The following is a 26,938-nucleotide window of genomic DNA, read 5'->3' as shown; positions in this document are numbered from 1 at the left end:
ATGTACTTAGAATAATTTTAGAGTTTATAATATTCTTCCCAACCTTTTCTTGGTTGTCCCCCTCTTAACATCATATTGGCAAGGGGATTGTTCGTTATCTGTTTTGTTTCCCGATCAAAGATCAATTTTGTATTTAGCCTTTGGGCCAGAACCCCTAGATTGAAAACTTGGCTCAATGGCCCTGCAATATCAAAGGATGACCGACATTTTTCTTCGCCTTTGCAGGAAAGCAAAAAGTTTTCAAAGTGGTTTGACGGGCTTTCGGGAACTACGGGCAAACTCCCTAACATCTCCTTCGCCCTCTTTTCTGGGATAATTGATAATGGACTACTGTGGGAGCCTCCCTTAAAGGTCAAATCCTTCCCATAAATAATTTTTCCCGGCTTTAATTTGGTAGGCTCCAATTTACCATCACCTGGGGGTGGAATATCAGCATCCGTGGTGGAGACACCATAACCTTTTGGTAGTGGGGGTTGATTGTTCACCCCGTCGTACCATGTAATGTCCAGAGCCGGCATGTTGCCCCTTTCCGGAAATTTAAATATAAGTGTGGATGACATGGGGAAGAAAAAAGGATTATGTCCTTCAAGCATAACCGGGTCTATTTCATACGGCAGCCCCAGCTCAAGAAACTGATGTGCCGTATCCATAATATGGGCTCCCCAATCGCCAAGGGCGCCCATACCAAAATCGTACCAGCAGCGCCATTGTCCGTTTACAAAATTTTTGTTGTAATCGTGCTCGGAAGCCGTACCGAGCCAGGTATCCCAATCCAATGTTGTAGGTAAGGATTCTTTGGCTGGATATTTGGTCATATTGACATTAAACCCATGCCAACGCCGTCTACCGTTCATGTGGGCCGTTATAGCCGTTACATCCTTTATAATGCCCACTTCTTTCCATGCCTTAAATTGAAAATAATTCTCCCCTGAATGCCCTTGGTTTCCCATTTGGGTTACCACATTATGCCGCTCAGCACAGTTCATCATCAATTCAACCTCATTAAAGGTTCTCGCCATAGGCTTTTCCACATATACATGGATTCCCATGGACATGGCCAACATGGTAATCGGGAAATGTGAGAAATCCGGAGTGCCCACGCTTACCGCATCAATTTTATTTCCCATTGTATTGAACATTTCCCTAAAATCCTTAAAATGTGGCACGTTGGGAAACATCTTCATGACTTCCAAAGTATGTGGAGCACCCAGATCCACATCGCATAGGGCAACTATATTGGCCAAGCCTGATTCATAAAGGGATTTAACCACTCCTCCACCCCTATTGCCAATTCCGCAACAGGCCAAATTTACTTTGTCACTTGGAGCAACTTGGCCGAATGTTTTTCCTAGAACGGTTGAGGGAATTATAGAGAAGCCAGCAAAGCCCACTATGGCCGAGGCACTGGATTTTACAAAATTTCTTCTTTCCATCGGATTAAAATATTAAAGTTATTTATCAAAGTTTTAAGGGTTGGAGCACGGAATAAATATCCGGGAGACATAAAGCACGTTACTGCCATCTCCTTTTAATATGCGAGTTTTGACCATTCTATTATTACTATCTATATAGCCAGCAATTAGGGAATAGAATACTGAGGCCAAACCAAATCGTTTATGATCTTTTCGTTGCCCGAACCTCTCATTTTTAGTACAGACCGACCTTAATTAAAAGCCGGTCCGTGCTTAAAAACCAACTAAACTAAAACTATTGTTCTTCAATAACCGGGGTTCTGACCCAAATTATTTGAAGACAAATCTATCTCCTGTTGTGGAATGGGACGTAATAGATGATGCTCATCCAAACTACCACTGGCGGCGGTCCAAGGGTTATATTTGTTAGCCCTTTCGATTAACTTGCCGGTACGTTTTAAATCGTACCATCTAACGTACTCACCCATCAGTTCCCTTGCACGTTCATCCAAAATCATGTCGATATCGATAGTGGCCCCAGTGGCCCTATAGGACTTTGAAGCCAAAGATGAAACATCCTCGGGAACAGATGCCTGTAACGGGTTCGCTCCAGCATTGCTACCTAAGGCGCGGTCAACAATTCTATTGTAATATACGTCGGCCGATCCTAGACTACCTCCTGTTGCTCCTTTAACTATGGCCTCGGCAGCGATCAAATAGGCTTCTGCTGAACGGAATAGGGCAAAATCGAACGTACCCCCACCATCTCCATATGGTATGCCCGGTTCCCAGAACTTCCACATCATCGGTGCTTTATAGGAATCGTGGTATTTGGATGCGTCTATTCTACCGTATTCGTCAGTATTGATAACGGAATAGGGCAACGACCCCCCTACATCCAATCCTCTTTCTGCCGGAGTCAATGCCGGACTGTTCCAAGGTCTAAATTCAAGTACAACATCCCCTTGTTTAATATCTATTGGATCACCTCCTTCTACAGGACTAAATCCAGAGGCATCTTTTAAGGCATATAATTTTCCGAGGAAATTGTGATTATAACGACTATCAATTTCCGGGTCGAACAAACGGTATATGGCCGGGGTAGTATTGAATTTATTCAAGTGTCGGTTATATAAACCTGAACGGGCCACTGCACCGGGCACATCGTCCGCTCCTCCACCGAATATGGAGTGGTAATCGTTCCCTACCAAAGAATTGGCATTGGTGTCATCGCCTGCATTGGTAAGATCATTGGTATTAAATTGAACAGCAAAAACAATTTCTTCATTCTTGGCATTCTGAGTACCGGGATTATTGGTTTCCAGTAGCGGATTATCATTTCGTTGCGGAAAAAGATCGGTATAGTCTGCGGCCAGCGGATATTCGGCAATGACCTTGTCCGCATAATCCAGCGCCATATCAAAATCGACATTACTGCCCCCTAAGGAATTATTAAAATTCCATCCACGGGTCAGATATACCCTGGCCAGCAAAAATTGGGCGGTTCCCTTGGTAACACGTCCATAGTCGGTAGCCTCTTTAGGCAAAACAGTTTCAGCAGCTGTTAAATCGGCTATGAGCTGGGAATAGACATCCGCAGCAGCTACCTTGATCACTTCCTTGTCCGGAACAGTGGTTTCGGTCAGTGGCATTGGAATATCCCCCCATTGTTGTACCGCGTAGAAGAGTGCCAGTGATCGTAGAACCTTGGCTTCGGCAACCCTTATGTTTTTTAATCCATCATCCATACCAACAACGGCATCGGCACGGTCAATTACGGTATTGGCCCTGTTAATTTCCCTGTACAATAAATTCCATAAGGTTCCCAAGGGTTCAAAACCTGCTCCAAAACCTGTATCGTAGGCATCCTCCGGCGGACCTTGTCCCTGATTGGTAGCTGCATCGTCCCAGGTACCCGCGCTAAACATATCCGTGCCCCTCAGCACCAAAGTACGGTCCTGTATAATATCCCGCCATAGAGGGTATGCGGCCCTTACCAAGTCCTCAAAGCCCTCTTCATTTACATAATAACTATTAGCGGTCTGAACCGATAGTGGATCCTCATCCAAAAAATCACTACATGCAACTGCAGAAAAGACCAAAATACACGAGATCAGTACTTTCCATTTTTTATATATTTTCATTTTATCAATATTTTTTTGTGGAACAATCAAACAATTTTTTATTCAACTATCTAGATTAGAAAGTTATGTTCAAGCCGATCGCATACATTGCAAAAGGTACATCATCGCTATTTATGCCCGAATTATACTCAGGGCTAAACCCCTTGGTATCCGTAAACAAAAATGGATTGGTTGCTTGTGCATAGATCCTTAAATGACCTAAGCCTAAGCGACCTAACAGATCACTTGGCAATGTATAGCCCAAAGTGATATCCGAGACCCTTACAAAGTTGGCATCCACTACGGAAATGGCATCCCTTGCAGCATTTCCGGAACCCCCTGCGCCATCCAGGCCAAAATAGGTATTGGAAGGGTTGGTACTGGTCCAAAAGTCAATGGAGGCGTCGGCGTTATAGCGATCCCCATTAATCTCACCAAAAGTTCCCCTCAGGTAATTACTTTTCCATTTCACCCCTTGTCTGGTATAGATAAAGAAGGAAAAATCCAGATTTTTATAGTTGAACTGATTCCGAATACCCATAATATAATCCGGAGTTTCGGACCCTACTATTATACGATCGGCATCTTCCGTAATTTTTCCATCGCCATTTTGATCTACAATTTTTACATTGCCCGGTTTATAACCAAATACATCTGCCTCCGCGGCCTCGTTTGTTTGCCATATCCCCGCTACTTCATAAAAATAAAGGGGTTGCACGGACTCCCCCACAAACCTGTTGTTCCCGATGTCCTGGGTTAGACCACCTGCCAATTTGGTAACTTCATTCTTATTTTTAGTAAAATTGATGGATGTGGACCACCTAAAATCATTTTTTACAATATTCTCGGTATTCAGAAGCACCTCTAGCCCGGAATTACTGATCTCGCCCACATTGGCCACAACATCTGTAAACCCCGTTGAATTAGGTAATTTGTCCCCCAAGATCAGATCTACGGTTTGCCTGTCGTAAACTTCGATCGAAGTGGAGATCCTATTATTAAAGAGTCCCATATTGAGCCCGAAATTAAGTTCCTTGCTGCGCTCCCACACCAAATTTTTATTGGAAAGGTTATTGATCGCAAACCCATAGGCCGGTGATCCATCAAAATCATACTGGGTTTGGGTCACTGTGGATTGGGTATCGTACGGCTGAACCGAAGTGGCGTTCCCCACTTCCCCATAACTTGCCCTTAATTTCAAATTTGAGAACAGGTTTGCATTTTTAATAAAATTTTCCTCTCCCAATTGCCAGGCCAGGGCCACTGAAGGGAAAAATTGCCATTTGTTGCCCTCGGACAGAACCGATGCGCCATCAGTTCGGCCGGTTACCGTCAACAAATACTTATCCTTAAAACTATAATTGATACGGCCCATATAAGAAATCAAGGCTTGCTCGGTCAAATAAGACTCGTTGTTGGTAACCTCTCCATCTCCCATGGAATACCATAAAGACCTAAATGGCAGGTCCTTTACATCCAATCGCGAAAATTGTTCCCTTTCATGAAAAATACTGTACAGGCCCGTTACGGTCAAATTGTGGGAATCCGAATTTAAATTGTAGGTTATGGTATTATCCAGTGTGTAGGAGGATATATCCGTTGTCTGTAAATTGGCTATGGGCAAAAGCGTTGTTTTTTGGTTCTTGGTATAGGTGCCCCTATAATCCCCTGCTTTTTGGTTCGATACTGCGGCAGAAAGTGACGATCTGAACGATAGCCCTTTTACGGGCGTAAAATCTACATAGGCGTTTGCCAATACAGATGAGCGAAGTGTTTCAAGAACGGTATTCTCAGGATTTATCTCGACCAATGGGTGAATAACCTGATTGTCGTTAATTCCCATAAAAACCGCATATCCGTTCCAATCTTTGTCCTGGGCCTGGTCCTGTGGCAATAAATCGTCATAAAAAACAGTTCCTGTCGGCCTTGCCCTATATGCTGACCGCAACGACTCGGTTCCTGCCAAATTTTGCTTGCTATAGGTATAGTAGGTAGACATACCTACCTTTAGCTTATCATTTAATGCACTTTGGATTCCTCCTTTTATGGTATATCTTTTAAATCCGGTTTCCAAGGTATTCCCCTCTTCGTTCAAATATCCGGCCGAAAAGTCGTAGGTAGTCCTATCGGAACCTCCAGAAAGGGAAATATCATGACTACTTTGTAAGGCCGCTCCCGTAATCAGGTCCACCCAATCCACCGTTCTTCCATTTTGGGCATTGGCCAATTCACTATCGGTTATATTACGGGGATTCCTTCCTGTTTCTTGCGGACGTAATACATAGTTCCTGTCATAAAACTGTTGTGCGTTCATCATATCCGGGAGGTGCGTGGGAACTTTTATTCCGGTATAGTTCCTATAGGTCACTTTTGGCTTCCCCGATACCCCCTTCTTGGTGGTAATGATGATTACCCCATTGGCTCCACGTGAACCATAAATAGCCGTTGAGGATGCGTCTTTCAATACATCCATTGAAGCAATATCGTTGGGGTTCATGGAATTTATATCTCCTCCTACCACTCCATCGATTACTACAAGGGGGGCACTTGACTCACTACCCCCAAAACTACTAAGTCCTCGAATATCAATAGTAAAACCATCTCCAGGCCTACCCTTGACCTTATTGATATTAACCCCGGTAACCTGTCCTTGCAGTGCAGCAGCAGCCTGTACGGGGTTTGCCCTAACGATGTCCTGAGTACTGATAGAGGCTACGGCTCCTGTTAAATCCCGTCTTTTCTGGGTTCCGTAACCAACAACAACAACCTCTTCCAGACCGGAGGCGTCAACATTTAGGGTCACTGTTACATTCTGTTGGCCATTGATCGCAATCTCCTTAGTGGCAAAACCAATATAGGATATCTTTAAAACAGCATTTTCATCGGTAACGGAAAGCGAAAAATTACCATCAAAGTCGGTCTGGGTTCCATTTAATGTGCCCAACTCAACAATACTCGCTCCCGGTAAAGGCCCACCTTCATCGTCGAGCACCATACCGGTGATTTCGAATTGCTGCTGTTGGGAAACATCTACTGCATTGTTGGAATGGTCCCGCTCACGGATAACGATTCGATTTTTTTGTAGCAGTTCAAATTCAACGGCACTATGGGATAAACTTTGATTTAAAAGTTCATCTACCCCGATATCGCCTTTCTTTAACTGTACCCTTGGTGCATTTACAAACAAATCGGCAGGATATAAAAACCGATACTTTGTTTGGTCTTGAATAATATCAAAGACCTCATCTACCGAAACTACTTTGTCTACTTCAATAGATATTTTTTCTTGAGAAAATGATTTTCCCGGATTAAATCCAAAAACGGTTGTGCACAATAAAAAGACAAAGGCTTTCATAATCAAAATTAGCACCCGCATTCGGACGAACGATTGCGATTTAATTAATTTAATTTTCATAAATTTACATAGTATTGGTTGGACATTTGTTTAAGTAATACGCTCTAAAGGGACGAAGTTGATGCACCGCAAAATGTTCTACTTCGTTTCCTTTTTTTTTGAATAATGTTATTTTAATAGTATTGTTTTATTAATAATTTCATAATCCTTTATAACTCCGAAATTTTTTATTGTATTCAATATATCTTCAATATTTTGATCTTTTCCCAGTGCCCCATTAAATAGTGCCTTTTCAAGTTTAGGGTCCTCAAAATTAACATCGATATCATACCAGCGCGATAACACCTTCATAATCTCCAATAGTGGTTTTCTTCGAAAACTAAAAACCCCATCTTTCCAGGAAATCTCGCTATAAACATTAACCGTTCCTATGTCCATGCTATTATCTATTAGGTTTAGGTTTGCTTGTTGGGAGGGTTTCAACATCTTTTTTGTAGTTAACGTACTTACAGATACTTTGCCCTCCACCAAGGTGGTATAAATATTTGATTCGTCCTTATAGGCCTTAATGTTAAATTCGGTACCCAATACCTCTATTTCTTGAGATTGATTGGCAACGATAAATTTGGCATCCCCATGTTCGGTACTCGGAGAAACAACGAAATACCCTTCACCATAAACGAGTTCCACTATACGGGGCTGTCCTTTTACAAAGCTTACCGGGTACTTTAGTTGTGACTCGGAATTTAACCATACTTCCGATTTATCGGAAAGAACAAGATGAAACAGCCCTCCTCTGGGTATGGTCAAAATATTGTTCGCCACTTTTGTAATATTGCCTTCCTTCGGCAAATACACAATTTCTTCCCCATTGCTATGGGCATTTTGAGTTTGATATGTACTTCCCCTTTCCAATGAAACTTGAGAGCCATCTTCCAAGGTCAAGGTAGCCTTGTCCGAACCAACTTCTATATTATTGTTAACAATACGGGGGGTTGTCTCCTCTGGTTTATTGATGATTTTGTCCTTAATTAAAAAGCCGGTTACCAATAATCCCGCAACAACCGCGGCAGCTGCATAGCTTCCAATTTGACGCCATTTTTTGACCCTAAAGGCCTTTTTCTCCTCGACCATTAACTTCTCCAACTTGCTTTTTAATTTATTGGCGTCGAATTGTCTCATTTCATGTTCTATTGCAAAATTTGTCTGGACATAGGAGCTGAACAATTTTTCGTTCTTATCATCCTGTAACCAAATCACTAGCTCATCCAACTCGGCCACAGAGGCCTGATGGGTCAAGAATTTGGTTATTAATGCCTTCGCTTCGGAATTATTCATTCTATTATTTACAATAAGTACGTATCAATTTTACATAACCCTAACTTTTATTATTCTTTTTTTTATAAATTGCCCAAATTAGTTGTAAAATTTTATCAAATTACTATATGATTAACAAATATTTGGACAACTCAAAATTTATTGAAGCCCTGAAATTAGGGGATTCAAAGGCATACACAGCCCTTGTGGATATATACCACCATAAATTATGTATTTATGCATATAGTCTTACCAATGATCATAATGCTGCCGAAGATATTGTACAGAACGTTTTTATTCGGACATGGAAGAAACGGGGCCAATTAAAGTGTGATTTTGAAATTAGAAGTTTTCTATATAAATCGGTTCATAACGAATTTATAGATGAATACCGCAAAAAGAAATTAGTTGTTCCATTGGAAAAGAAATATATCGATGCGCTTACAAATATGGTTGAAAACGAAGATGAATATGCTTTAGATCAAAAAATAAATTTAATAAAACGTGAAATTCAAAACCTACCTCCTAAATGTCAGGAAATATTTATACTAAGTAAACAGGAAGGACTTACAAATTTGGAAATTTCAGAGTATATGCAGGTGTCAATTAAATCGGTAGAGGCCCATATTACCAAAGCCTTTAATATTCTTAGAAAATCTATAGGAGATAAAGTAAATATAGTAATGTTATTATTCTTCAAAACAAGAAAAGGTAATCTACGACCAATTGGATAGGGGTCGGCCCTAAAGAATTTCCCACAATGGAAACCCTGCTTTTGCGCTTTCCTTGAACAACTTTTCAGGCTTTAAAGATCCTCGCTTGATCCAAATTTTCATAAAAACATCCTGAACTATTTCCTCGGCATGCTCTTCTGAACAAACCATACTTAAACTGAATTTATAGAGGTCGTTACGATAGCTATCAAAAAGTTTACGAAAGGCTTTTTCATTGCCAGTGATAAGCTCCTTAACCAATAATTTATCGCCTTCTACCTTATGCTTCATCACCCAGTTTCCAAGTAAAATTTAATATATTCCTTTAAAAAATATTTTGAAGTAAACTGCCTCGGGGCAAGCCCACGAGGCATTGAAAGGAAATTCAAGTTTGATTTCGACGCCCGCCTGAACGGAACGGGCAGGCAAGTGTCGGAGCATTTAAATCTCGATTATCGAGTAAAATTCAACTTTTATTAATTGAATCGCTCAATATTAATCAAAATTTATCAATTCCTTGCAATAGTCCCGTTTTTGAATCTGTATTTTCACCCCCTCTTTAAACCATCATCTTCTTTTCTACTATGGTTTGTCTACCCTTTTCGTAACGAGCGAGATGCCTTTATGGCCGACTGATTCAGTGAACGGGCGGACTCGCACTAACAGAGAGGTGTATCGGTCAATAAATGCACTTCCATTGCACGCTTATTTTAAGGAACTTTACATCCGTTATGAAAAAGAAAAAAGTAAACTTACGCAATTTGGACCCCAAAGAACATCGGGGCGAGCACGGGCACGCCACCCAGTCGGGGCCGGATAACGGACATAGTCACAACAGTCCTAAAAAAATATCCGATTTTAGACCTTACGTACCTGCCATTTTCAGCTTTATTATGCTGATAGTGGGGATGGCCATGGATTATTTCGGGGCCTTCCCTTTCCTTAATGGATGGTCCCGCATCGTTTGGTATTCGGTAGCCTATATACCAGTAGGGTTTCCCGTCATTAAAGAGGGTTGGATGAGTATTAAGAAAGGTGATTTCTTTACGGAATTCTTCTTGATGTCCCTTGCAACTTTGGGGGCATTTGCCTTGGGCGAATATCCGGAAGGGGTGGCCGTGATGTTGTTCTATGCCGTAGGCGAACTGTTCCAGGGTGCCGCCGTTAAACGTGCCAAGGGAAACATAAAAGCTTTGCTGGACGTACGCCCCAAGGAAGCCCTGGTATTTCGTGATGGCCACTTTATTTCCGTCGCCCCTGAAACGGTGGCCATTGGCGAGAGGATCCAGGTACGTGCGGGCGAGAAAGTACCACTGGACGGGATACTGCTTTCCAAGAAAGCTTCGCTTAACACGGCAGCTTTGACAGGAGAAAGCAAGCCCGATACCATTGCAAAAAATGAAAAGGTATTTGCCGGTAGCATCAACCTGGATGGGGTTATAGAAGTGGAGACGACAAAGGAATTTAAGGACAGTTCCATAGCGCGAATTTTGGATATGGTACAGAACGCCACCGCCCGAAAGTCCAAAACGGAGCTGTTTATCAGAAAGTTTGCCCGTATCTATACCCCAATCGTTGTATTCTTGGCAATTGGTCTCACCTTCCTGCCCTATTTTTTTGTTGACGATTATGTATTTCAAAATTGGCTGTACCGCGCCTTGATATTTCTTGTCATTTCCTGCCCCTGTGCCTTGGTCATTTCCATTCCCCTAGGATATTTTGGGGGTCTGGGGGCGGCTTCCCGAAATGGGATCCTGTTAAAAGGTGCATCCTTCCTGGATGCGATGACCAAGGTAAACACCGTGGTAATGGATAAAACGGGAACCCTTACCAAGGGGGTCTTTAAAATCAAGGAAATTGTAAACGGCCCTTTCTATACCGAAGCAGAATTTATGCGGTACCTAATGGCGATGGAAGCACAATCCACCCATCCCATTGCAAAGGCAATTTTGGAATACAGGGCGGAGGGTACCGATTTTGTAGCGACCGAGGTTTCCGAAGTCGCCGGGAAAGGATTAAAGGGAAGGGTGAACGGAAAAACCGTGTTGGTAGGCAATAAAGCCTTGATGGCCATGAACAAAATAGAAGTGGGTTCAGAAACAGATGGTATTGTAGAATCAATTGTAATGGTCGCCATTGATAGAAGATTTGCAGGCTATGTCACCATTGCGGATGAGTTAAAGGACGATGCGCACCAAGCCATAAAGCAAATTAGGGCATCAGGGGTTTCCAAAATCATCATGCTTTCCGGCGATAAGGATTCCATAACCCAACAGCTGGCACAAGAATTGAAATTGGATTGGGCAAAGGGCGGGCTATTGCCCGAAGATAAACTGAACGAAGTTGAAAAGCTCAAAAAGCGGCCCGATACCAAAGTTGCCTTTATTGGTGATGGTATTAACGATGCCCCTGTCCTGGCGGCGAGTGATGTAGGAATTGCCATGGGAGGCCTTGGCAGCGATGTAGCCATAGAGACTGCAGATGTCATCATCCAGAACGACCAGCCGAGCAAGATTGCACGTACTATTCAAATAGGGCGTTCTACACGTAGAATTGTTTGGCAGAATATTGCGTTGGCATTTGGTGTAAAGATAGTGGTCCTTATTCTTGGCGCAGGGGGACTTGCAACAATGTGGGAGGCCGTTTTTGCCGACGTGGGGGTTGCGTTATTGGCCATCCTCAATGCCATTCGGCTCCAAAAAATGGTTTGGCGCTAATAATAAAATGAAAAAAACCAGAAAATGTCTCCAGGTTGGGGAAAATACCCAGAAATTGTACTTGATCCATTTTTTCAAGTGATTTTCAAGAGGTTCCATCTGACACCCCTAAAAACATAAAACGTTGCAAATCAGGTGATTTGCAACGTCATGCGACTAGATGAAACTAGTCAAGTCGGGATGACAGAATACAACCATATGTTACAAGTAATTGATTTTCAGTATTTTACGTTTACTTATCAAAATCAAATCCCTATATGGACACTCGATTTATAAATAGCTCAAGAACGTATTGATTATGTGTTATTTACGGGATGAAATTACAAAGAAAATCAATATCATCAAATATTATAAACTCCAAGATTAGCTAGGTGTTTTCTTATTTAGAAAAAATACCTATCAAGAGTTATGCTCAAATTAAAAAATAGTCTAGGAGGTTTTTTTTGAAATATTGTAAAAAAAATGTCTTTTTAAAAACACATTTTGTTAAGAGTTTGGTACTAGAGGCCATTAGCCAACACAAAAAGAAGAAGGATATCTGGAAGATTCAGAGATTATAACCTTTTTGGAAGCTTTCTAAAAGTAATACCAACCACTCCCTCCTTGACTGATCAATATCCATGAAGCCAATTTACGGGTTTTCGGGTCAAATAGCAATGTTCCCAAAGGTTCATCTGGGCGCTCTTTTCTATAGTATACCAAAACAAAAGGGACAGCATCTTTAAGCGCCCTTTCAAATGGCCGGTATACTTCATGATCTTTATAGAAACGAATCGGTTTCGCGTCCAAATTCTCGATACCACCGTTCTTTCTAATGGCTTGGGGGATAAGTGAGAAAATAGTATCCATATTCGCCATATCATAAATGGTTCCTTTATATTTTAAAGTATCCATATCCATGTAGATGTATTTGTTTAACAAGGTATCCTTGGAAATATCAGCTTTATCCTTGTTGTTGATGTATTCCGCCAATCCCTTAAGATTTCTATAGTACTCCACTTCTTGCGGAAGCCAGTCTATAAATTTTTTCTCTTGGGAATATAGGTTCAAGACCGTAAAGCATAAAAGGAACAGTGCATAATACTTCATATGTGTTTTGATTTTATTGACAACATTTGTCTAATTATTTATCTAAGTCAAGGAATACTTTAGTTGAACTTTCAAGTTTAAGATAGGAATTATTTTTTAGATCCAAATAAGGTTCGATTTACGGAACTATGTAAAATCTAGAACGGACGACAATGAAAAGTTGTGCACTTGGGAGAGTAGTCACCAATTTGAAAAGAAGTTTTCAGTCTTTATAATAAACGGACCTTAAAGAAAGACTTGTTATAAATACTTAGAATATCCTTAACTTGGTCTCTTTTAATAGTTTCGTTAATTGAGCTTTTATGGGACACTTGGCCATGTATGTAATATGGCGAGATGTCTATACCAGCGACGGATATGCTGCATGTGTCAAAATTTTTGAGTTTTATCGACATCCTTAACTTGTACAACAGCTAGCCATCCATAAATGCCGCTGCCATTAATTCCTGCTCCGCCCTTGGAATTCCGATTTCATCGGCAATCTTTTTCCATTGACTAACCGAGGCCATCACTTCCTCAATAATGGTATCCATTTGTTTATCATCCAAACGAAAGTACTCCCCTACCCTTTTTGCCAGCTCCAAATCCAAAACATTGTTCTCCATGTCAATATTAAGTGCTAGTCCGTCTTTGTCTATTGATGGGTTAATATCATAAGCGGGAGAAAGTATCCAACCTTTTGAAGTCAGGATAAAACCATGGTTTCGCAAATGATCATCCGTATTGGAAACCGCAATATTAAAAACAATCCTACGCCATAATTGGTGTAGGTTTTTATCAATGTTTACCCCATTTGTTTGGATGAATTCGGCAATGTCCAGATAACTTGCTGGGTTATCCCGGATAGTATCCTCATTATTCCCTGTCATGGTCATGGCCGATGAAAAATGGATACGTTCTTTTCTTATCCTATCAAAACGTTGTGTAAAAAAGGTATGATAGTTTCCCGTAATTTTTTCAATTCGGGAGGGTGCCATTTCGATTCCACAATTTATTGCCAATCGATATGCCAAAAATTCCCATGCTCCTTTATCTATAGTATCATTCTTTGAAGGAAATTTTGCTATCCAAAGATTTCCATGTTCATCCAAAATATTGGCCTTGGGTCTTGCTCCACCCAAAGAAGATCCTGGGGCCATTAGAACGGCCAACCATTTTTTTACTTCTTCATTATCGGTGTCGTTCTCAAAATGCTTGGCAGCTTCTTGTAATTCCCTCACTGATGACCAAGGGGGGGTAGGATTATCTTCATTATTATCCAAAAATGGTCCATCACGGTCTGTTTTAAAACGTAAAGCTCCCATTCTACATTCGTCATAAACTCCAAGTAGATAATCGATTTCATATAATGTAACAGCTTTTCGATCTTTCTCATTAGCTAGTTGGGCTGCACGTCTTTTCATCAAGGTTCTTCCCCAGGTATCTGGCATGCTATCTAAAAAGACACCAAAATTTTCCTTCTTATTTGGATATTGTGGACCGGAATAAAATTGGATATCAGGGTCCAACAATTGTTGATGTTCAGATTTTATCCAACCCTTATCATATTCGAAGCTAAAGGCTTTCTTTCCTTTAGCATGATGTGCTGCCAAAACACCTATGATCTTAGCTTCTGGCATTCCTTGCCAATGTGCATAAACGTATATTTCAAATTTACCTTGTACCATTCTTCCCTGTTATAATAAATCCAAGTCCTGTAATTTTCTTCCTAATTCGTCATCTGTTGCCAACTTCAAGAAATCATCTTGCAAACCAAGTGCAATCAGAACATTAAAATATGAACCAATCGCTACCTTTGAATTCCCTTTTTCTATCTGATACAAAGTCTTTCTATCTATACCTGCCCGTTCAGACACTTGAATAGTGGTAAGCTTTCTTCGTTTGCGGGCAAGCTTTATATTCTCTCCTAATTGCCCCATTATCCTCTGATATTTTGGAAAAAGGACCGCTTTCTTATTTTTCATAATGGGTAATATTTTCCCCAAATATAACAATTATGGGGATATTATTACTCATTTAACTCAAAAATTGTTTTCAAAATCAATGAGTAACCATCTTTTAAAGTGAGCTTATAGCAAAATTTCGACGATTATTTCTAACAGTGAAGGAGTAAGCTTTTAATTTTTTGTAACAAAGTCAGGGTAAATTTCAAGATTATTTGTAACAAAGTCAGGGTAAATATTGTGCTATAATTAGCCTAGCGTGCAGTACCAAAATTAGCCTAGCATGTAAATTTTTATAAACTAGTTTGAATATCAGTGTTTTATACTTACAAAAAATATATAAATTGAAGCTACCCTCATGAAATAAAACGCTATAACCCAAAGCTATTGCATGTAAATTATTTTCACCAAGATAATTTTTAGAAACAATGATTGCCAGCAAGAGAAAACAGTTTAAATTCCTTTGAATTTCAGTACCTATAGTACGGAAGATCAATTATTTTTAAACTACTACTTGCACGCGTACCTGTATATGTTGTATGTTGAATATTCAAAGCATCTAGTAAATTTCTAAAACTAGGATTTCAAATACTTCTATTGATTTAAAACAATAAAAATCCATGCCCAACGCTCTTTACTCTTTAGGCAGTTTAAGCCCTTTAAATACTTCCTTCAATAATTCACAAGGATCAATGTCAATTGCCAAGGCAATCAAATAGAGTTCATCGGCCCGAAGTTTGGTAGATTCGTTAGAGCTTAATTGGGATAGCCTAGCCTGACTAATACCTGTCCGTCTTGAGACCATGGCACGATTTACCGATTTTTTGGTTAAAAATAATCCTAGCGGAGTCATAAATCTATTGAATTTGATTACATAAATATACTTTTCTAATTGAAAAATATAGAATATCTAAAGTTTTGTTTGGAATTTAAGTATATTATCTATAGATTTGATTAGATAATCTAAATATATATTAATGATTCTAACACACTATCTATTATGGGCCATGAAATCAGTAAATCAGAACAAAACATAATTAATACAGAATGCCGAAAGAATTTGGAAAATCGAGAACCAACCAAAGAAAACACGTTTGTTAATGAGAGTACTTCTCAAGTGCAATGTCAGGAATCCGAGGAAATAAACATCTTGAATAAAATAGGGGGATTGGCCAAGGAACATTTCCATACTTTAAAACGCTACCCCTCCAAAAAGGAACTCTATTCCGTAAACCTTATCACCGAGGGCTATTCGGAAACCTCCTTTATGATTTCCAACCTATTAAAGGTATGCATCACGGCGTTGGAAGCCGATTACATCCCGAATAGGGTTGTCCCCGAACCCGAACATAACATTCGGGAAGTACTTGGATATGTACTTAATTTGATCCCCCATGAGGAAATGGAATTCCTTGATGAGATACGGCAATTGGTTCCGGATATGGAAGCCCAAGGCCAACCCTAAAAAACAGGTTATGAAAAAGAGTATCTCCGCCAAATATTGACAATAGCAAATAGGTTAATGCCCCAAGGAGAGGAAGAACTTATGGACCATCTGAATCTTTATTATAGGGATGAAAAATTGAGGGAGGGATTAAATTAATACCTTTGGCATGGTCCCAAATCTTACCCCTAAACTTTGCGCATGGATCCTGATTCGATTTTATAGTGTTCGGGAAGATTAGCGTTAAGTAAAATCGAATTAGGGCGCAACCCTACTCCCGATTTGGAACACTATCCTGCTTTTGGACCCACTTTTCAAAATCCTTATAAATAATTGGGTGGTCTTCAAAATAGCCCCTTGCTCTTCCCAAGCTTTCCTTTTTTACATTTAAAACCTCAGCCTTCTTTTTCTGTTCATAGTTGATGAAATAATAGCCCATATAGCCAAATGCCATAGTGTTCATTATCATGAAAAGGTAGAACAACGACATCTCCCATTTTGGGGTCCATCTAGATTTTTCTATATTTTTCAAGACTTCATCCATCCGCTTATTATAAAATTCTAAGTTGATTTTTTGCAGCCTTAAAAATTCCTTTAGTTGAAACTCCAAATGAGAGGTGTCCGCTGTTATTTTTAGGTCGTCAAATTTTGTGGAAAGTTCTTCCAGTTTACCAATGGAATTGTTGAACCCGGATATTTCTTGGGTAAGCACTTCCATAATTTCATCCAGTTTTGCCATGATATTATATTTCTATTCCCAGTCCAATTGATTTCTTAATAGCAATAGTGACCATCTTTCTTGCAATGGTTGCCGCCAGGTTGGGCGATAGCCCAACGGACTTGTCCAATAATTTTACAGTATTTTCTCTAGCCATCTTTTGGGCTACATTTATATCCCATCCCATATTTCCCGCTATGTTTCCCATCGACATGGTCCGGTGTACTTCGCTCCCCTTTAAATTATGCCCCTTGTATTCAAACCGGAAACCTTGAAGTTGGTTTCGCTTATTGATACTGGGAATAACCTCCACACCGTTCTTGGCCATATCGTTGATATACTTGTCAAAGTTTTTTGGCTTGTCCTTTTCCATGACCTTATTGTGTATGCGTTTTATTTCCCCCCTTACATGTTGAATCTGGTTCAGTTTTTCCTTCTGCACTTCTTTTACCGTGGTCAGGCCCATTTGTTTTGCCACATTTTCCGCCGCCTGTTGGCTCCGTTTTCCTATAAAACTATCCTTGTATGCATTCCCATTGAAATCGATACGGTTTACATATACGTGGACATGGGTGTGTTCCTTATCCCTATGCACAAAGCCGATAGCCTGGCGTTCCTGTAGTTTCATTTCCTTAAGGAACCTATCAACGATTTCATTGAGGTCCTTGTTCGTCAGTCCTTGACCATCTTCAATCGTTGGGCTGAGTACAAAACTCAAGGTATTCTTTTGGCAAAGGTGGTTCTGCTGCTGGATGACCTTGAACTCCTGAGTGATGTCCCTAGGATTGTCTCCAGACAAATGTTCGCGGTAAACGACTTCTGCCTCCTTCTCCCCGTTCCAACCATAACCCATGGATGCTCCGGTATGCGATATGGATTTTCCCATGCCTATCATTTCCTAAAGGATAAAAGATGTCCACGTATCTCACTGGCCAATTGCACCACTTCATCCGCCAATTTCGGGTTGCGTTTTCGGAACATATTCCCGATAAGCTTAAAATTTGTTTCATACCTCGACAGCATCTTGTACAACTCTATTTGTTCCTGGGTAAAACGTTCTATTATCCGATCATCAAAAGCCGCACGACGACAATATTCACTTATGGAAAGTCCACTCCTAACGGCCTTGACCCTTAGCAGCTTCTTTTCATAAATAGAACATCTAAACTGTACAAACTCCTTTTTCATTTTGGCTTTTCTGAACCTTCATCCTATAAACTTTTAAAAAATATCCATGGAAACTCCCTCTATAATCCTATATCGAAAATCAAGATATTGGTTCCTATTCTTTTGCGACCATCGGGAGCAAAAGCAAGATTTGTCATGACAATGACACATCTTGAATTCTCACTCAGTCGGATTTTTACGTCTACATTCCGTTTCATCTTTTCTCCCTATCCACATACTTCTTATTATCATTAGTACCGCTACTAATTAGCTGGTATTTATTGAAATGCTACTTCCTCTTTCGTGGCAATTGCTTATTGAATTCCCGCTCCAAATAATCATCCGATAAATTAGGTTCTCCCAATAACCAAGCATCTATAATATCCTTATCAAAGAATTTCTGGCGGATGTGTTTGTTACCTCCCATGGGGATTAATCGTAACTGGGTCAGTTTGTAAATCTTGCTTTTGGAGAGTCCCGTATAGGCGACAAGATCATCTACGTTCATCACTTTCTTTTGATGTGAAAGGAGCCCCTTAATATCCCTTAAGAGATCTACCATGTCATTTTCCAATTCCATAATTCTCGCTTTAAAATAGCCGCAATGCGGTCTACCTGTGTTACAAATGTTCGAAGCAAAGAAAGGGGATGCAAGCGGGTGAAAAGAAGAAAAAGGGGAAATCTACCCCATAAAAGATTTAAATATCCCCCAAGAAATCGAAGAATGAATCTATCCGTCGTTCAAATTCATGATCGGGAGGAAACTCATTGTACTTTTTTGAAAGTATCTCTGCAGATATCAAGTTTCCCTTGTGGTAAATTTTTTGGGATCTTTCAAAGGATTTTAAGCTAATCCCCTTTTTAAGTTGTTTGAACTTATCGAGAATATATTTTAATTGCGGTTGGGTACAGTTAAAATGTAGCACCGAATCGTGGTCGTCAAAATCCAGAACCATAACTTCATAAAAATCAGAGAAGCTTGTCAAGTTCTCGTCCAGATATTCATATTGGGTCAAGGAACCGTAAATCCTTCTATGGACACGCTCATTGAAATCCATATTGAAACCGACCAGTTTCATTCGTGAACTTCGGTTTTGATACTTCACTTTCTTTTTATAAGCATCCGATACCAAAATAAAAAAGATGAAAATAACGGAGAACCATATCGGAAGCAATGCCAACCAAAGGATTTCGTAAGTTTCATATAGATCGAACGAAAAGTAGACCACAAATATTTCAAAAAGAATAAACCCGATAATCAGCCCATTATTTCCTCTTCTCATAAAGGCGTTAATGTTCCGGTTGATTTTGTCTTTTCTCCGGTTCAAAACGACCAACCAATTGGCAATATTTTCGATTATCTTTTTCATTTCTCTAAAAGCTGATTTCAAGATAATTAAAAGAATTTAGACCCTTTTACATTTTCGATGTCATAGTTCAAAAAATGGATAAGGATTTGCCAAATTGTGGGTAGGGAGAAGAAAGGTCAAGCGGCCTTTCGCCGCTTGTTCTTTCGCGCGGCTACGAGGAGGTCGAGAAAACCTGCCTATGGCGGCAGGCAGGCCGGAACGGAGGGACTTCCCGAGCGGACCGGCGAAGCGTGTCTGCTATGAAAGCTTTGGAATGGAAGGGTTTTTCGACTTCCGCAGGGGCTTGGAATATAGAAAGATAAAGAAACACTCTTTTCTCAATTCATAATAAGAAAAATTATGGAACAAATGTCTTGTGCGCAATTTCCGTATAACTGAGAAAATTAAACTACTAGTCTTCCATTTTGTTAATCCTATCTCTTAAACCTCTTAATTTATTCATTAGTTCGTCAAATGGTTCTGTTTTCCCATAAAACATACTTTCTTGCATTGCCACATAATCCCTTTCCCAATCCTTCATTGCCCGATCAGGCGGTATAAAATCTAATGTTCTTTTAGCATGTTTGGAATAATCTACCCAAGATACTTTAGTAAAAATTTTGCGATGTTGAATGATATTGGAGTATAAATAACTATCAATTAAAGCACTTTCTCCAAATGGAGTATCCATCAACCTAGAAATATCATATAGATGCCTTGTCATTCGTTCACTAAATATTTCTCTATTTTCAGGCTTTTGAAACTCTTCATGTAAAAGAAAAAGTTTTTCTAAAAATGTTCTTGTGGGGAGGACTGTTGGTACATAAATTATTTCATCCGCAAAAGGTTGTCCTTTATACTTTGCACCAATGAAAGAGATGATACCCTTATTTTCAAATGGGTCTCTTAACGACCTTGAACTAATTTCCACTAGAATTCTCGGTGCCAAATAGTCTATATGTTCAACAAGCGATTTGTAATGTATTTCTATTGCTAAGGGATCAGTATCAGATAGTACAAATTCACGGACTTCTATTGAAAATTCTCCAACATTTTGTGCATGAAGAGTTTTGGCTAATTCCCCGGGAAACACTTCGCTTGCAAATTTACAAGAAGCCTTTCTCAGGTGAGAAACTTTAGTGCGATTAAGTGTGCCACTAAAGCCAAAAAAAGATCTGTCCATCGCCAAATCAATATCTTCAGAGAACCTTTCAATTACCCCCCAGGCTTTACTTAAAGATGTACCGCCTTTAAAGACAAGGTATTCCGCATATGTGGTACTGAAGATAGCACGCAAAACCGTTACAACCCACCAATCCTTTTCAATGGCTGCAGCCGGTAGACCTTTGTCTATACTCGTTTGTATTATAGCTTCTCTCCGGTCGCTTACCGACAGACTAAACCACTCCTTCATTTACTCTTTATTTTTTAGTATCTCTTCCATTATTTTTGAAATCCATACCGGTGCCAATTTCATGTCATGCTTGATAAGATCTTTATCTACCGTTTTTAGTACGTCCTTAATTTTTTCAAGCTGATGTCCAACCAAGTTTTTCTGCCCTATTTCTCGCAATGCCTGTATCACCAAAATATTTGTCTCACTTTTGGCCGAAAGAATTTTCGGAGATGCAATTTTATACTTTATAGTGTTATTTTTAATTTTAACAGTTCTAGGAGATCCATCGGTTAAGTATACAAGATTCATAGGAACTTGTGTAGATAATCCCAGTTTATTAAGGGCTTGGATTCCCGTTGGAATTATTCTTGCTTTATCCCTCTTGGAAATCGCCAAAGCAATTTCCTCTAATGATGGGTAAAGCAGCCCCAATTGTTTATGCTCCTTGGGATATAAGTAAATACCTTGTGCCAGTCGAACCAAAAGCCCTTTTTCCTCTAAACGTATTAAAGCTTGTCTGATTGCTGTAGAAGACCCAAATTTAACAAAATTATTCGGGAAAAATATTTTTCCACGCTTATGATTTAAAATTGCATTTTTTATAAGTTTTTCAGTAGGTACAAGCATTTTAAAATATATATTTCGTCACAAATTTAATGAATATTTGTGACGAAATTACATTGAGATAATAAATAAGATTTTATGAGTACAAAAAGGCATTATACTGATGAGTCGGCAGGGGCAGAAATTCTGCCCCTGCCGACTCATCAAAATTTTTTACCTTACTGCTTCTACACGGAATCCCAAAAAATAATTAAAAATAAAAAATTCCGTGTAGAAGCAGTAAGGCGTAAAGTTAGTTTTTCTAAAACTGAAAGTCAATAATTTTCGTGGTATTCAAAGCTATGATATGAACAAAATAATTAACAACTTAATAACGGAATCTTCCTGGACAAAAAGTACCTTCAGAAATTAAAGACATCACAGATGAGCTAAATTATGACGAGTCTGCAATAAAAATTACATAACGCAAAACATTATAGCTCAACCTAAGAGATTTCTTCAGCCCTAACCTTTTTTAGCTTCATCGTAGCCATCAAATTCTGCATATCCTCGCCTACCTTCTTTTCAACGACCCTAGCATAAATCTGAGTTGTAGACAATTTGGTATGTCCTAAAAGTTTAGAAACGGTTTCAATTGGCACCCCATTGGAAAGCGTAATCGCGGTGGCAAAGGTATGCCGGGCTACATGAAAGGTAATCTTTTTACGAATACCGCAGGCGGTTGTGATATCCCGTAGGGTGCGGTTGATCATTTGGTTGCTGTAAATAGGTAATAATCTTCCATTTTCAAGCAGACTAGCATTGCTTTTATATTTATCAATGATTTCCATGGCCTTGGGTAGCAAAGGAATCTTCAAAGGTTCATCGGTCTTTGTTCTTTTAGTATATAACCAATCGTTACCGTCCATTCCTTTTACCAAATGGTCAATTTTTAGCCCACTAACATCAATAAAAGACAAACCCGTATAACAGGCAAAAATGAACAAGTCTTTTATGCGTTGGGTACTTGGTATATTGAACGTGGTTTCTTCAATGAGCTGTAACTCCCGTTCGGTCAGAAATTGACGTTCTGTTTTTTCAAAACGTAGCGTATAATTGATAAAGGGGTCCTTTTCCAACCATTCCAATTTTACGGCAAGCCTGGACATCTTCTTTAAGCGCTCCATGTGTTTCATGGCACCGTTATTGGTACAACCCATTCTTGTAGCCGGTTTATACTTACGTATATATTGTTCAAAATCTACAATAAAACCATAATTCAGTTTTTTAAGAGGTATGTCCTCAAAGGCCATTTTCTCATTTAGAAATTCCTTGATACAACGTTCCGTACTGTAGTAGTTCTTCATGGTTCCTTTCCTAAGGACGGTGAGCATGGATGTATTGTGATAACTAATCAAATCTAGTAGTGTCTTACCTCTTTCATCTTCTCCTAAATATCGAGCCTTTATTCCCGCAGAGGTGATGTCAACTTCCTCCTGCAAAAGTTGCCGATGAGCCTCATGCAGTCCGGTAAAAACTTGGTCCAAATACTTGTTTAGCGAGATAACGTACTTGGAAAATCCTTTACCTCTTTTACGTTTTTCGTCCCAAAGGGACACTGGCAATTCCCGATTTAAACTGAATTCGGCTCTTTTTCCATCAACGGTGACCCGAGCATAGACTTTGATAGTATCCATTTTTGAACTAAGTTTCCTAACAACAAATACGACTGATAATCTACTGTTTTCTAACATATTACATAGCTTTTTAATGGTGAATAAAATAGTAAAAAACACAAGGTCAATTACCTTCAAAAGCTACTTCAATGTACAAAAAATACTGTGGTTATCAATTCCCGATTAGGACACCAGAGAGGTGTTTTCAGGTAGTTTCAAGTGGTTTCATCTGATACCCCTAAAAACATAAAACGTTGCAAATCAGGTGATTTGCAACGTCATGCGACTAAATGAAACTAGTCAAGTCGGGATGACAGGATTTGAACCTGCGACCACACGGCCCCCAGCCGTGTACGCTACCGGACTGCGCCACATCCCGAAAATTACTTTTCGTCAAGGTATCGTTTGATACCTCTTTTCTTTATCTTTCTTTCCAACTGCACCGCCTCAATTCGATCGATACATGGATAAGTATTTATCAAAATCCAAGGTCTGCCCTTGGATGTATACTTTTTACCACCATTATTGTGGGTAACAAGCCGTTTTTCAATATTGTTCGTCTGACCCACATAATACCTGTCGGTAGTTTCACTGAACAATATGTAAACTACATATTCCATAATTTCAAGCGACCATCACGCCCGGGGCGTGATACGCTACCGGGCCTGTCCCGCTCATTTGGCGGGAACTGCGCCACATCCCGAAAATTACTTTTCGTCAAGATACCGTTTGATACCTCTTTTCTTTATCCTTCTTTCCAAAACTACCGCCTCTGATCGGTCGGCACAAGGAAACGTTTTTATCAAAACCCAAGGCCTGCCCTTGGAAGTATATTTTTTGCCACCATAATTGTGGGTGGCAAGCCGTTTTTCAATATTGTTCGTGAGGCCCACATAATACCTGTCAGCATTCTCACTATACAATATGTAAACTACATAATCCTTAATTTCATGCGACCATCACGCCCGGGGCGTGATACGCTACCGGGCCTGTCCCGCTCTTTTGGCGGGAACTGCGCCACATCCCGAAAATGAGATTGCAAAAATAGGAAAGATCAAACTATTTTACCCTAATCTTTTTAAAAAAAAATGAATCTTTTTTACCCAACCCATCTATTGACCTGATCTGTAATAAAATTCATTATTTCTTTATAAATACATTGGCCTCCCAATGAAAAAATTCTTCTATAGGTTCAAATCACTCCAGTGTTGGTCATTTAAAAAATAAACACTACTTTGAATACCTTAATTTATTTCCCAACCGAGCAAAATTAAATATAAAAAACCAACCCATGTTGCTTAAACGATTAATCATTTGCTTGCTCCTATCAAGCGCCACTGTTTCCTTTGGCCAATCTACCAACGAAACCTTAATGCGATTGAAATATAAGGATACTACCACTACCAAAGATCTGGCAGTCGGACTCTGGGCCAATCCCTTGCCCATGGATTATGATAAGGATGGAGATTTGGATCTGATCATCTCTTGTACGGACGTTCCTTTCAATGGCACTTTTTTATTCAAAAACAGCACTAAGGACCACAACGGAAATCCCATATTTGATGCCCCCATTAAAATAGGTGACGGCATGCGAAATGTGGCCATTTCCTATGTTGATGGTGAACCTAGGGTTTCGGGAGTAGGCCTGGAATATGAGAATTTTAGAAGATATGGATACACCAGGCCCCTAGGTCTATACCGGGCATCCGAACTGCTAGATCAATACAAGGAACGATTTAGCGATTGGAAATATGTAGATTATGATAATGACGGGGATATGGACCTTATTGTAGGTATTGATGACTGGAGTGAATATGGATGGGACAATGCCTTTAATGAAAAAGGTGAATGGACCAATGGAGACCTTCGCGGATACTTATTTTTATTGACCAATGACAATGGAAAATATAGAAACGACGGAAAAATATTGGCCGGAAACAAACCTATTGATGTATATGGCAATACTACCCCCAATATGGCCGATTTTGACGGGGATGGGGACCTGGATATTATATGTGGCGAATTCGTAGACCGATTTACCTATTTTGAAAATATTGGAAATAGGGACAACCCTATCTATGCCAAAGGTAGATTTCTAATGAATGCCTCGGGTATCCTAAAAATGGACCTGGAGATGATGCGGCCGGTAGCCCTTGATTGGAACAATGACAATAAAATAGATCTAATAGTAGGCGACGAAGACGGTAGAGTAGTTCTTATTGAAAATACAGGCACAGTAAAGGACAATATGCCCATTTTTATCTCGCCCGTATATATTCAACAAAAAAGCCAAAATATAAAATTTGGGGCCCTCGTCACTCCCTTCAGTGTGGATTGGGACAATGACGGGGACGAAGACCTAATTTGTGGAAATTCGGCCGGATATATTGGTTTTATAGAGAACTTGGACGGAGCCGAAAACCCCGGTTTTAAAGAACCCGTTTATTTGGAGGCCGATGGGGAAATAATACGGATTATGGCGGGAGAAAGTGGTTCCATTCAGGGACCGGCAGAACGGAAATGGGGATATACAACCCTTACGGTCGCCGATTGGGATAATGACGGACTAAAAGATATTATATTAAATTCCATTTTTGGCAAAGTGGAATGGTACAAAAACATAGGGGAAAAAGACAGGCCCAAATTAACCAAAATGGGAGGTGTTAAAGTAGCTTGGAACAATAAGAACATTCCCAAACCCAAATGGAACTGGTGGAATCCCGGCAAGGATGAATTGGCCACCCAATGGAGAACTACTCCCTATGCGATCGACTGGAACAAGGACGGACTAATGGATGTGGTGATGTTGGACCACGAGGGATATTTAGCATTTTTTGAGCGATTTAAAAAGCGTGATGAACTATATCTAAAACCAGGACAGCGTATCTTTAAGAATGCCGACGGGGAAATAGGCAAAGATCTGCTGCGCTTAAATGAACGGGAAGCCGGCGGGAGCGGAAGACGTAAAATTGAATTCACCGACTGGGACGGGGATGGAGACCTTGATCTCTTGGCCAATAGCGAGAATATTGAATGGTACGAGAATATAGGAAAATCCAATGAAAATACTATCTTTAAGAAAAGAGGCAACCTGGTCAATACCAAACTGGCAGGTCATACTACCAGTCCCACCGTGGTAGATTGGGACAAGGACGGGAAACCTAATTTATTGATTGGTGCCGAGGACGGACATTTTTATTATCTAAAGAAGTAAAACCAATGTAAGCTGAGGATATTCACAATATAAGTATATGATTGATAATGTGTATATTGGAAAGACTAAGGGCAATATTAAACTCATATTGCTATGAATCGTTTCCTCCTCTCTTCGTTGGTACTATTGTTTCTTGTGCTAGCATGTAAGAATTCAAGCAATAGGGAAGTTATTTCCCTGTTTGATGGGAAGACATTTTCAGGCTGGGAAGGGGATACCTTAACTACATGGAGTATTAAAAATGGAACTATTGTTGGCGGCTCCCTGAATGAAATGGTCCCCCACAACGATTTCCTGTGCACAAAGAATTCATATGCCAATTTTATACTTAAACTAAAAATAAAATTAACCGGACATGAAGGTTTTGTTAATTCTGGCATTCAATTTAGAAGTAAAAGATTAAGGGAACCTGCCCATGAAATGACCGGATATCAAGCAGATTGGGGCGAAAATTATTGGGCCGGCCTTTACGATGAATCTCGAAGAAATAAAACTTTAATGGCACCGGATTCCTCAAAAGTACTTCAATGGATAAAGGTGGGCGATTGGAACGATTACGAAATCAAAGCTGAAAGTAGCAGGATAAGATTATACATCAATGGCCATTTGACGGTTGATTATACCGAAGAGGATAGGTCCATTCCGCGGTCGGGCCTAATAGGACTACAGGTTCACGGGGGAGGAAAAGCCCTGGTGGCCTTTAAGGACATTTTTATTGAAGAATTGAAATAGATTGAAATAATTGTTAAGTTAACCGTGAAA

Annotated in this window: 25 protein-coding genes and 1 tRNA gene; 6 read left to right on the top strand and 20 right to left on the bottom strand. The window is 39.9% G+C overall.

Annotation, left to right across the window (positions count from 1 at the left end; genetic code table 11):
* Window positions 1-17: 17 nt before the first annotated feature.
* The 4 genes from D0S24_RS13305 to D0S24_RS13290 form a co-directional block, all read right to left on the bottom strand.
* On the bottom strand, window positions 18-1,433 hold the full coding sequence (locus tag D0S24_RS13305; RefSeq protein ID WP_117020367.1) for a Gfo/Idh/MocA family protein: 1,416 nt from the start codon (window positions 1,431-1,433) through the stop codon (window positions 18-20).
* A 284-nt stretch (window positions 1,434-1,717) separates the two neighbouring features.
* Complete coding sequence (locus D0S24_RS13300) at window positions 1,718-3,556, bottom strand: RagB/SusD family nutrient uptake outer membrane protein (RefSeq protein ID WP_117020366.1); 1,839 nt, start codon at window positions 3,554-3,556, stop codon at window positions 1,718-1,720.
* 55 nt (window positions 3,557-3,611) lie between these two features.
* Window positions 3,612-6,950 (bottom strand): TonB-dependent receptor, encoded by a 3,339-nt coding sequence (locus tag D0S24_RS13295; RefSeq protein WP_220377763.1) that lies wholly within the window; start codon window positions 6,948-6,950, stop codon window positions 3,612-3,614.
* Window positions 6,951-7,058: 108 nt separating this feature from the next.
* The gene (locus D0S24_RS13290) at window positions 7,059-8,228 is read right to left on the bottom strand and encodes a FecR family protein (protein ID WP_117020364.1); all 1,170 of its coding nucleotides are present in this window, start codon (window positions 8,226-8,228) and stop codon (window positions 7,059-7,061) included.
* A 107-nt stretch (window positions 8,229-8,335) separates the two neighbouring features.
* On the opposite strand from D0S24_RS13290, the gene D0S24_RS13285 reads away from it, so the two are divergent.
* A complete protein-coding gene (locus D0S24_RS13285; protein ID WP_117020363.1) occupies window positions 8,336-8,941 on the top strand; it encodes an RNA polymerase sigma factor in 606 nt (201 codons plus the stop codon).
* 9 nt (window positions 8,942-8,950) lie between these two features.
* Here D0S24_RS13285 and D0S24_RS13280 read toward each other — a convergent pair whose 3' ends face one another.
* The gene (locus D0S24_RS13280) at window positions 8,951-9,211 is read right to left on the bottom strand and encodes an RNA polymerase sigma factor (RefSeq protein ID WP_117020362.1); all 261 of its coding nucleotides are present in this window, start codon (window positions 9,209-9,211) and stop codon (window positions 8,951-8,953) included.
* Between the two features lie 440 nt (window positions 9,212-9,651).
* Here D0S24_RS13280 and D0S24_RS13275 point away from each other — a divergent pair, with 440 nt between their 5' ends.
* The gene (locus tag D0S24_RS13275) at window positions 9,652-11,637 is read left to right on the top strand and encodes a heavy metal translocating P-type ATPase (RefSeq protein ID WP_117020361.1); all 1,986 of its coding nucleotides are present in this window, start codon (window positions 9,652-9,654) and stop codon (window positions 11,635-11,637) included.
* Between the two features lie 576 nt (window positions 11,638-12,213).
* On the opposite strand, the gene D0S24_RS13270 is transcribed toward D0S24_RS13275, so the two are convergent.
* The 4 genes from D0S24_RS13270 to D0S24_RS13255 form a co-directional block, all read right to left on the bottom strand.
* On the bottom strand, window positions 12,214-12,726 hold the full coding sequence (locus D0S24_RS13270; protein WP_117020360.1) for a hypothetical protein: 513 nt from the start codon (window positions 12,724-12,726) through the stop codon (window positions 12,214-12,216).
* A 413-nt stretch (window positions 12,727-13,139) separates the two neighbouring features.
* The gene (locus D0S24_RS13265; protein WP_117020359.1) at window positions 13,140-14,393 is read right to left on the bottom strand and encodes a type II toxin-antitoxin system HipA family toxin; all 1,254 of its coding nucleotides are present in this window, start codon (window positions 14,391-14,393) and stop codon (window positions 13,140-13,142) included.
* 9 nt (window positions 14,394-14,402) lie between these two features.
* Window positions 14,403-14,690 (bottom strand): helix-turn-helix domain-containing protein, encoded by a 288-nt coding sequence (locus tag D0S24_RS13260; protein WP_117020358.1) that lies wholly within the window; start codon window positions 14,688-14,690, stop codon window positions 14,403-14,405.
* A 613-nt stretch (window positions 14,691-15,303) separates the two neighbouring features.
* On the bottom strand, window positions 15,304-15,522 hold the full coding sequence (locus tag D0S24_RS13255) for a helix-turn-helix transcriptional regulator (protein WP_085496324.1): 219 nt from the start codon (window positions 15,520-15,522) through the stop codon (window positions 15,304-15,306).
* 207 nt (window positions 15,523-15,729) lie between these two features.
* Between D0S24_RS13255 and D0S24_RS13250 the strand changes: the two genes are divergently transcribed.
* A complete protein-coding gene (locus tag D0S24_RS13250) occupies window positions 15,730-16,134 on the top strand; it encodes a hypothetical protein (protein WP_147321455.1) in 405 nt (134 codons plus the stop codon).
* A 250-nt stretch (window positions 16,135-16,384) separates the two neighbouring features.
* Here D0S24_RS13250 and D0S24_RS13245 read toward each other — a convergent pair whose 3' ends face one another.
* The 7 genes from D0S24_RS13245 to D0S24_RS13215 all read right to left on the bottom strand — a co-directional run bounded on the left by D0S24_RS13245 (window position 16,385) and on the right by D0S24_RS13215 (window position 21,370).
* A complete protein-coding gene (locus D0S24_RS13245; protein WP_117020356.1) occupies window positions 16,385-16,852 on the bottom strand; it encodes a DUF6730 family protein in 468 nt (155 codons plus the stop codon).
* Window positions 16,853-16,856: 4 nt separating this feature from the next.
* The gene (locus tag D0S24_RS13240; protein ID WP_309545097.1) at window positions 16,857-17,717 is read right to left on the bottom strand and encodes a relaxase/mobilization nuclease domain-containing protein; all 861 of its coding nucleotides are present in this window, start codon (window positions 17,715-17,717) and stop codon (window positions 16,857-16,859) included.
* 5 nt (window positions 17,718-17,722) lie between these two features.
* Window positions 17,723-18,019 carry a mobilization protein MbpA gene (gene mbpA / locus D0S24_RS13235; protein ID WP_117020354.1) on the bottom strand — a complete coding sequence of 99 codons (297 nt, stop codon included), beginning with the start codon at window positions 18,017-18,019 and terminating at the stop codon, window positions 17,723-17,725.
* Between the two features lie 268 nt (window positions 18,020-18,287).
* Window positions 18,288-18,578 (bottom strand): AlpA family transcriptional regulator, encoded by a 291-nt coding sequence (locus D0S24_RS13230; protein ID WP_117020353.1) that lies wholly within the window; start codon window positions 18,576-18,578, stop codon window positions 18,288-18,290.
* Window positions 18,579-18,696: 118 nt separating this feature from the next.
* On the bottom strand, window positions 18,697-19,368 hold the full coding sequence (locus D0S24_RS13225) for a hypothetical protein (protein WP_117020352.1): 672 nt from the start codon (window positions 19,366-19,368) through the stop codon (window positions 18,697-18,699).
* A gap of 391 nt (window positions 19,369-19,759) precedes the next feature.
* Window positions 19,760-20,761 (bottom strand): nucleotidyl transferase AbiEii/AbiGii toxin family protein, encoded by a 1,002-nt coding sequence (locus D0S24_RS13220; protein WP_117020351.1) that lies wholly within the window; start codon window positions 20,759-20,761, stop codon window positions 19,760-19,762.
* Window positions 20,762-21,370, bottom strand: a complete 609-nt coding sequence (locus D0S24_RS13215; protein WP_117020350.1) for a DUF6088 family protein — start codon at window positions 21,368-21,370, stop codon at window positions 20,762-20,764.
* 75 nt (window positions 21,371-21,445) lie between these two features.
* Between D0S24_RS13215 and D0S24_RS20930 the strand changes: the two genes are divergently transcribed.
* Entirely contained in the window at window positions 21,446-21,628 is a 183-nt protein-coding gene (locus tag D0S24_RS20930; protein ID WP_147321454.1) for a hypothetical protein, read from the top strand.
* Between the two features lie 164 nt (window positions 21,629-21,792).
* Here the strand turns inward: D0S24_RS20930 and D0S24_RS13210 are convergent, their stop codons facing one another.
* The 4 genes from D0S24_RS13210 to D0S24_RS21455 form a co-directional block, all read right to left on the bottom strand.
* Window positions 21,793-22,983: a site-specific integrase gene (locus tag D0S24_RS13210; protein ID WP_251795788.1), complete on the bottom strand. Its 1,191-nt coding sequence runs from the start codon at window positions 22,981-22,983 to the stop codon at window positions 21,793-21,795.
* Between the two features lie 284 nt (window positions 22,984-23,267).
* Window positions 23,268-23,341 (bottom strand) — tRNA-Pro (locus tag D0S24_RS13205).
* Between the two features lie 4 nt (window positions 23,342-23,345).
* Window positions 23,346-23,582, bottom strand: coding sequence for a GIY-YIG nuclease family protein (locus D0S24_RS13200; protein ID WP_117020348.1), 237 nt, complete (start codon window positions 23,580-23,582; stop codon window positions 23,346-23,348).
* 87 nt (window positions 23,583-23,669) lie between these two features.
* Window positions 23,670-23,888, bottom strand: coding sequence for a GIY-YIG nuclease family protein (locus D0S24_RS21455; protein ID WP_408912548.1), 219 nt, complete (start codon window positions 23,886-23,888; stop codon window positions 23,670-23,672).
* 365 nt (window positions 23,889-24,253) lie between these two features.
* On the opposite strand from D0S24_RS21455, the gene D0S24_RS13190 reads away from it, so the two are divergent.
* Together D0S24_RS13190 and D0S24_RS13185 are read left to right on the top strand one after the other, a co-directional pair.
* A complete protein-coding gene (locus tag D0S24_RS13190) occupies window positions 24,254-26,176 on the top strand; it encodes a VCBS repeat-containing protein (protein WP_117020346.1) in 1,923 nt (640 codons plus the stop codon).
* A 93-nt stretch (window positions 26,177-26,269) separates the two neighbouring features.
* On the top strand, window positions 26,270-26,908 hold the full coding sequence (locus D0S24_RS13185; protein ID WP_117020345.1) for a DUF1080 domain-containing protein: 639 nt from the start codon (window positions 26,270-26,272) through the stop codon (window positions 26,906-26,908).
* The last annotated feature ends 30 nt before the right edge of the window (window positions 26,909-26,938 follow it).

Origin of the sequence: Arenibacter sp. P308M17 (assembly GCF_003426735.1) — a bacterium.
Lineage (GTDB): Bacteria > Bacteroidota > Bacteroidia > Flavobacteriales > Flavobacteriaceae > Arenibacter.
Note: the sequence above shows the minus strand (reverse complement) of the source record. Positions and strands in the feature narration are given on the sequence as shown.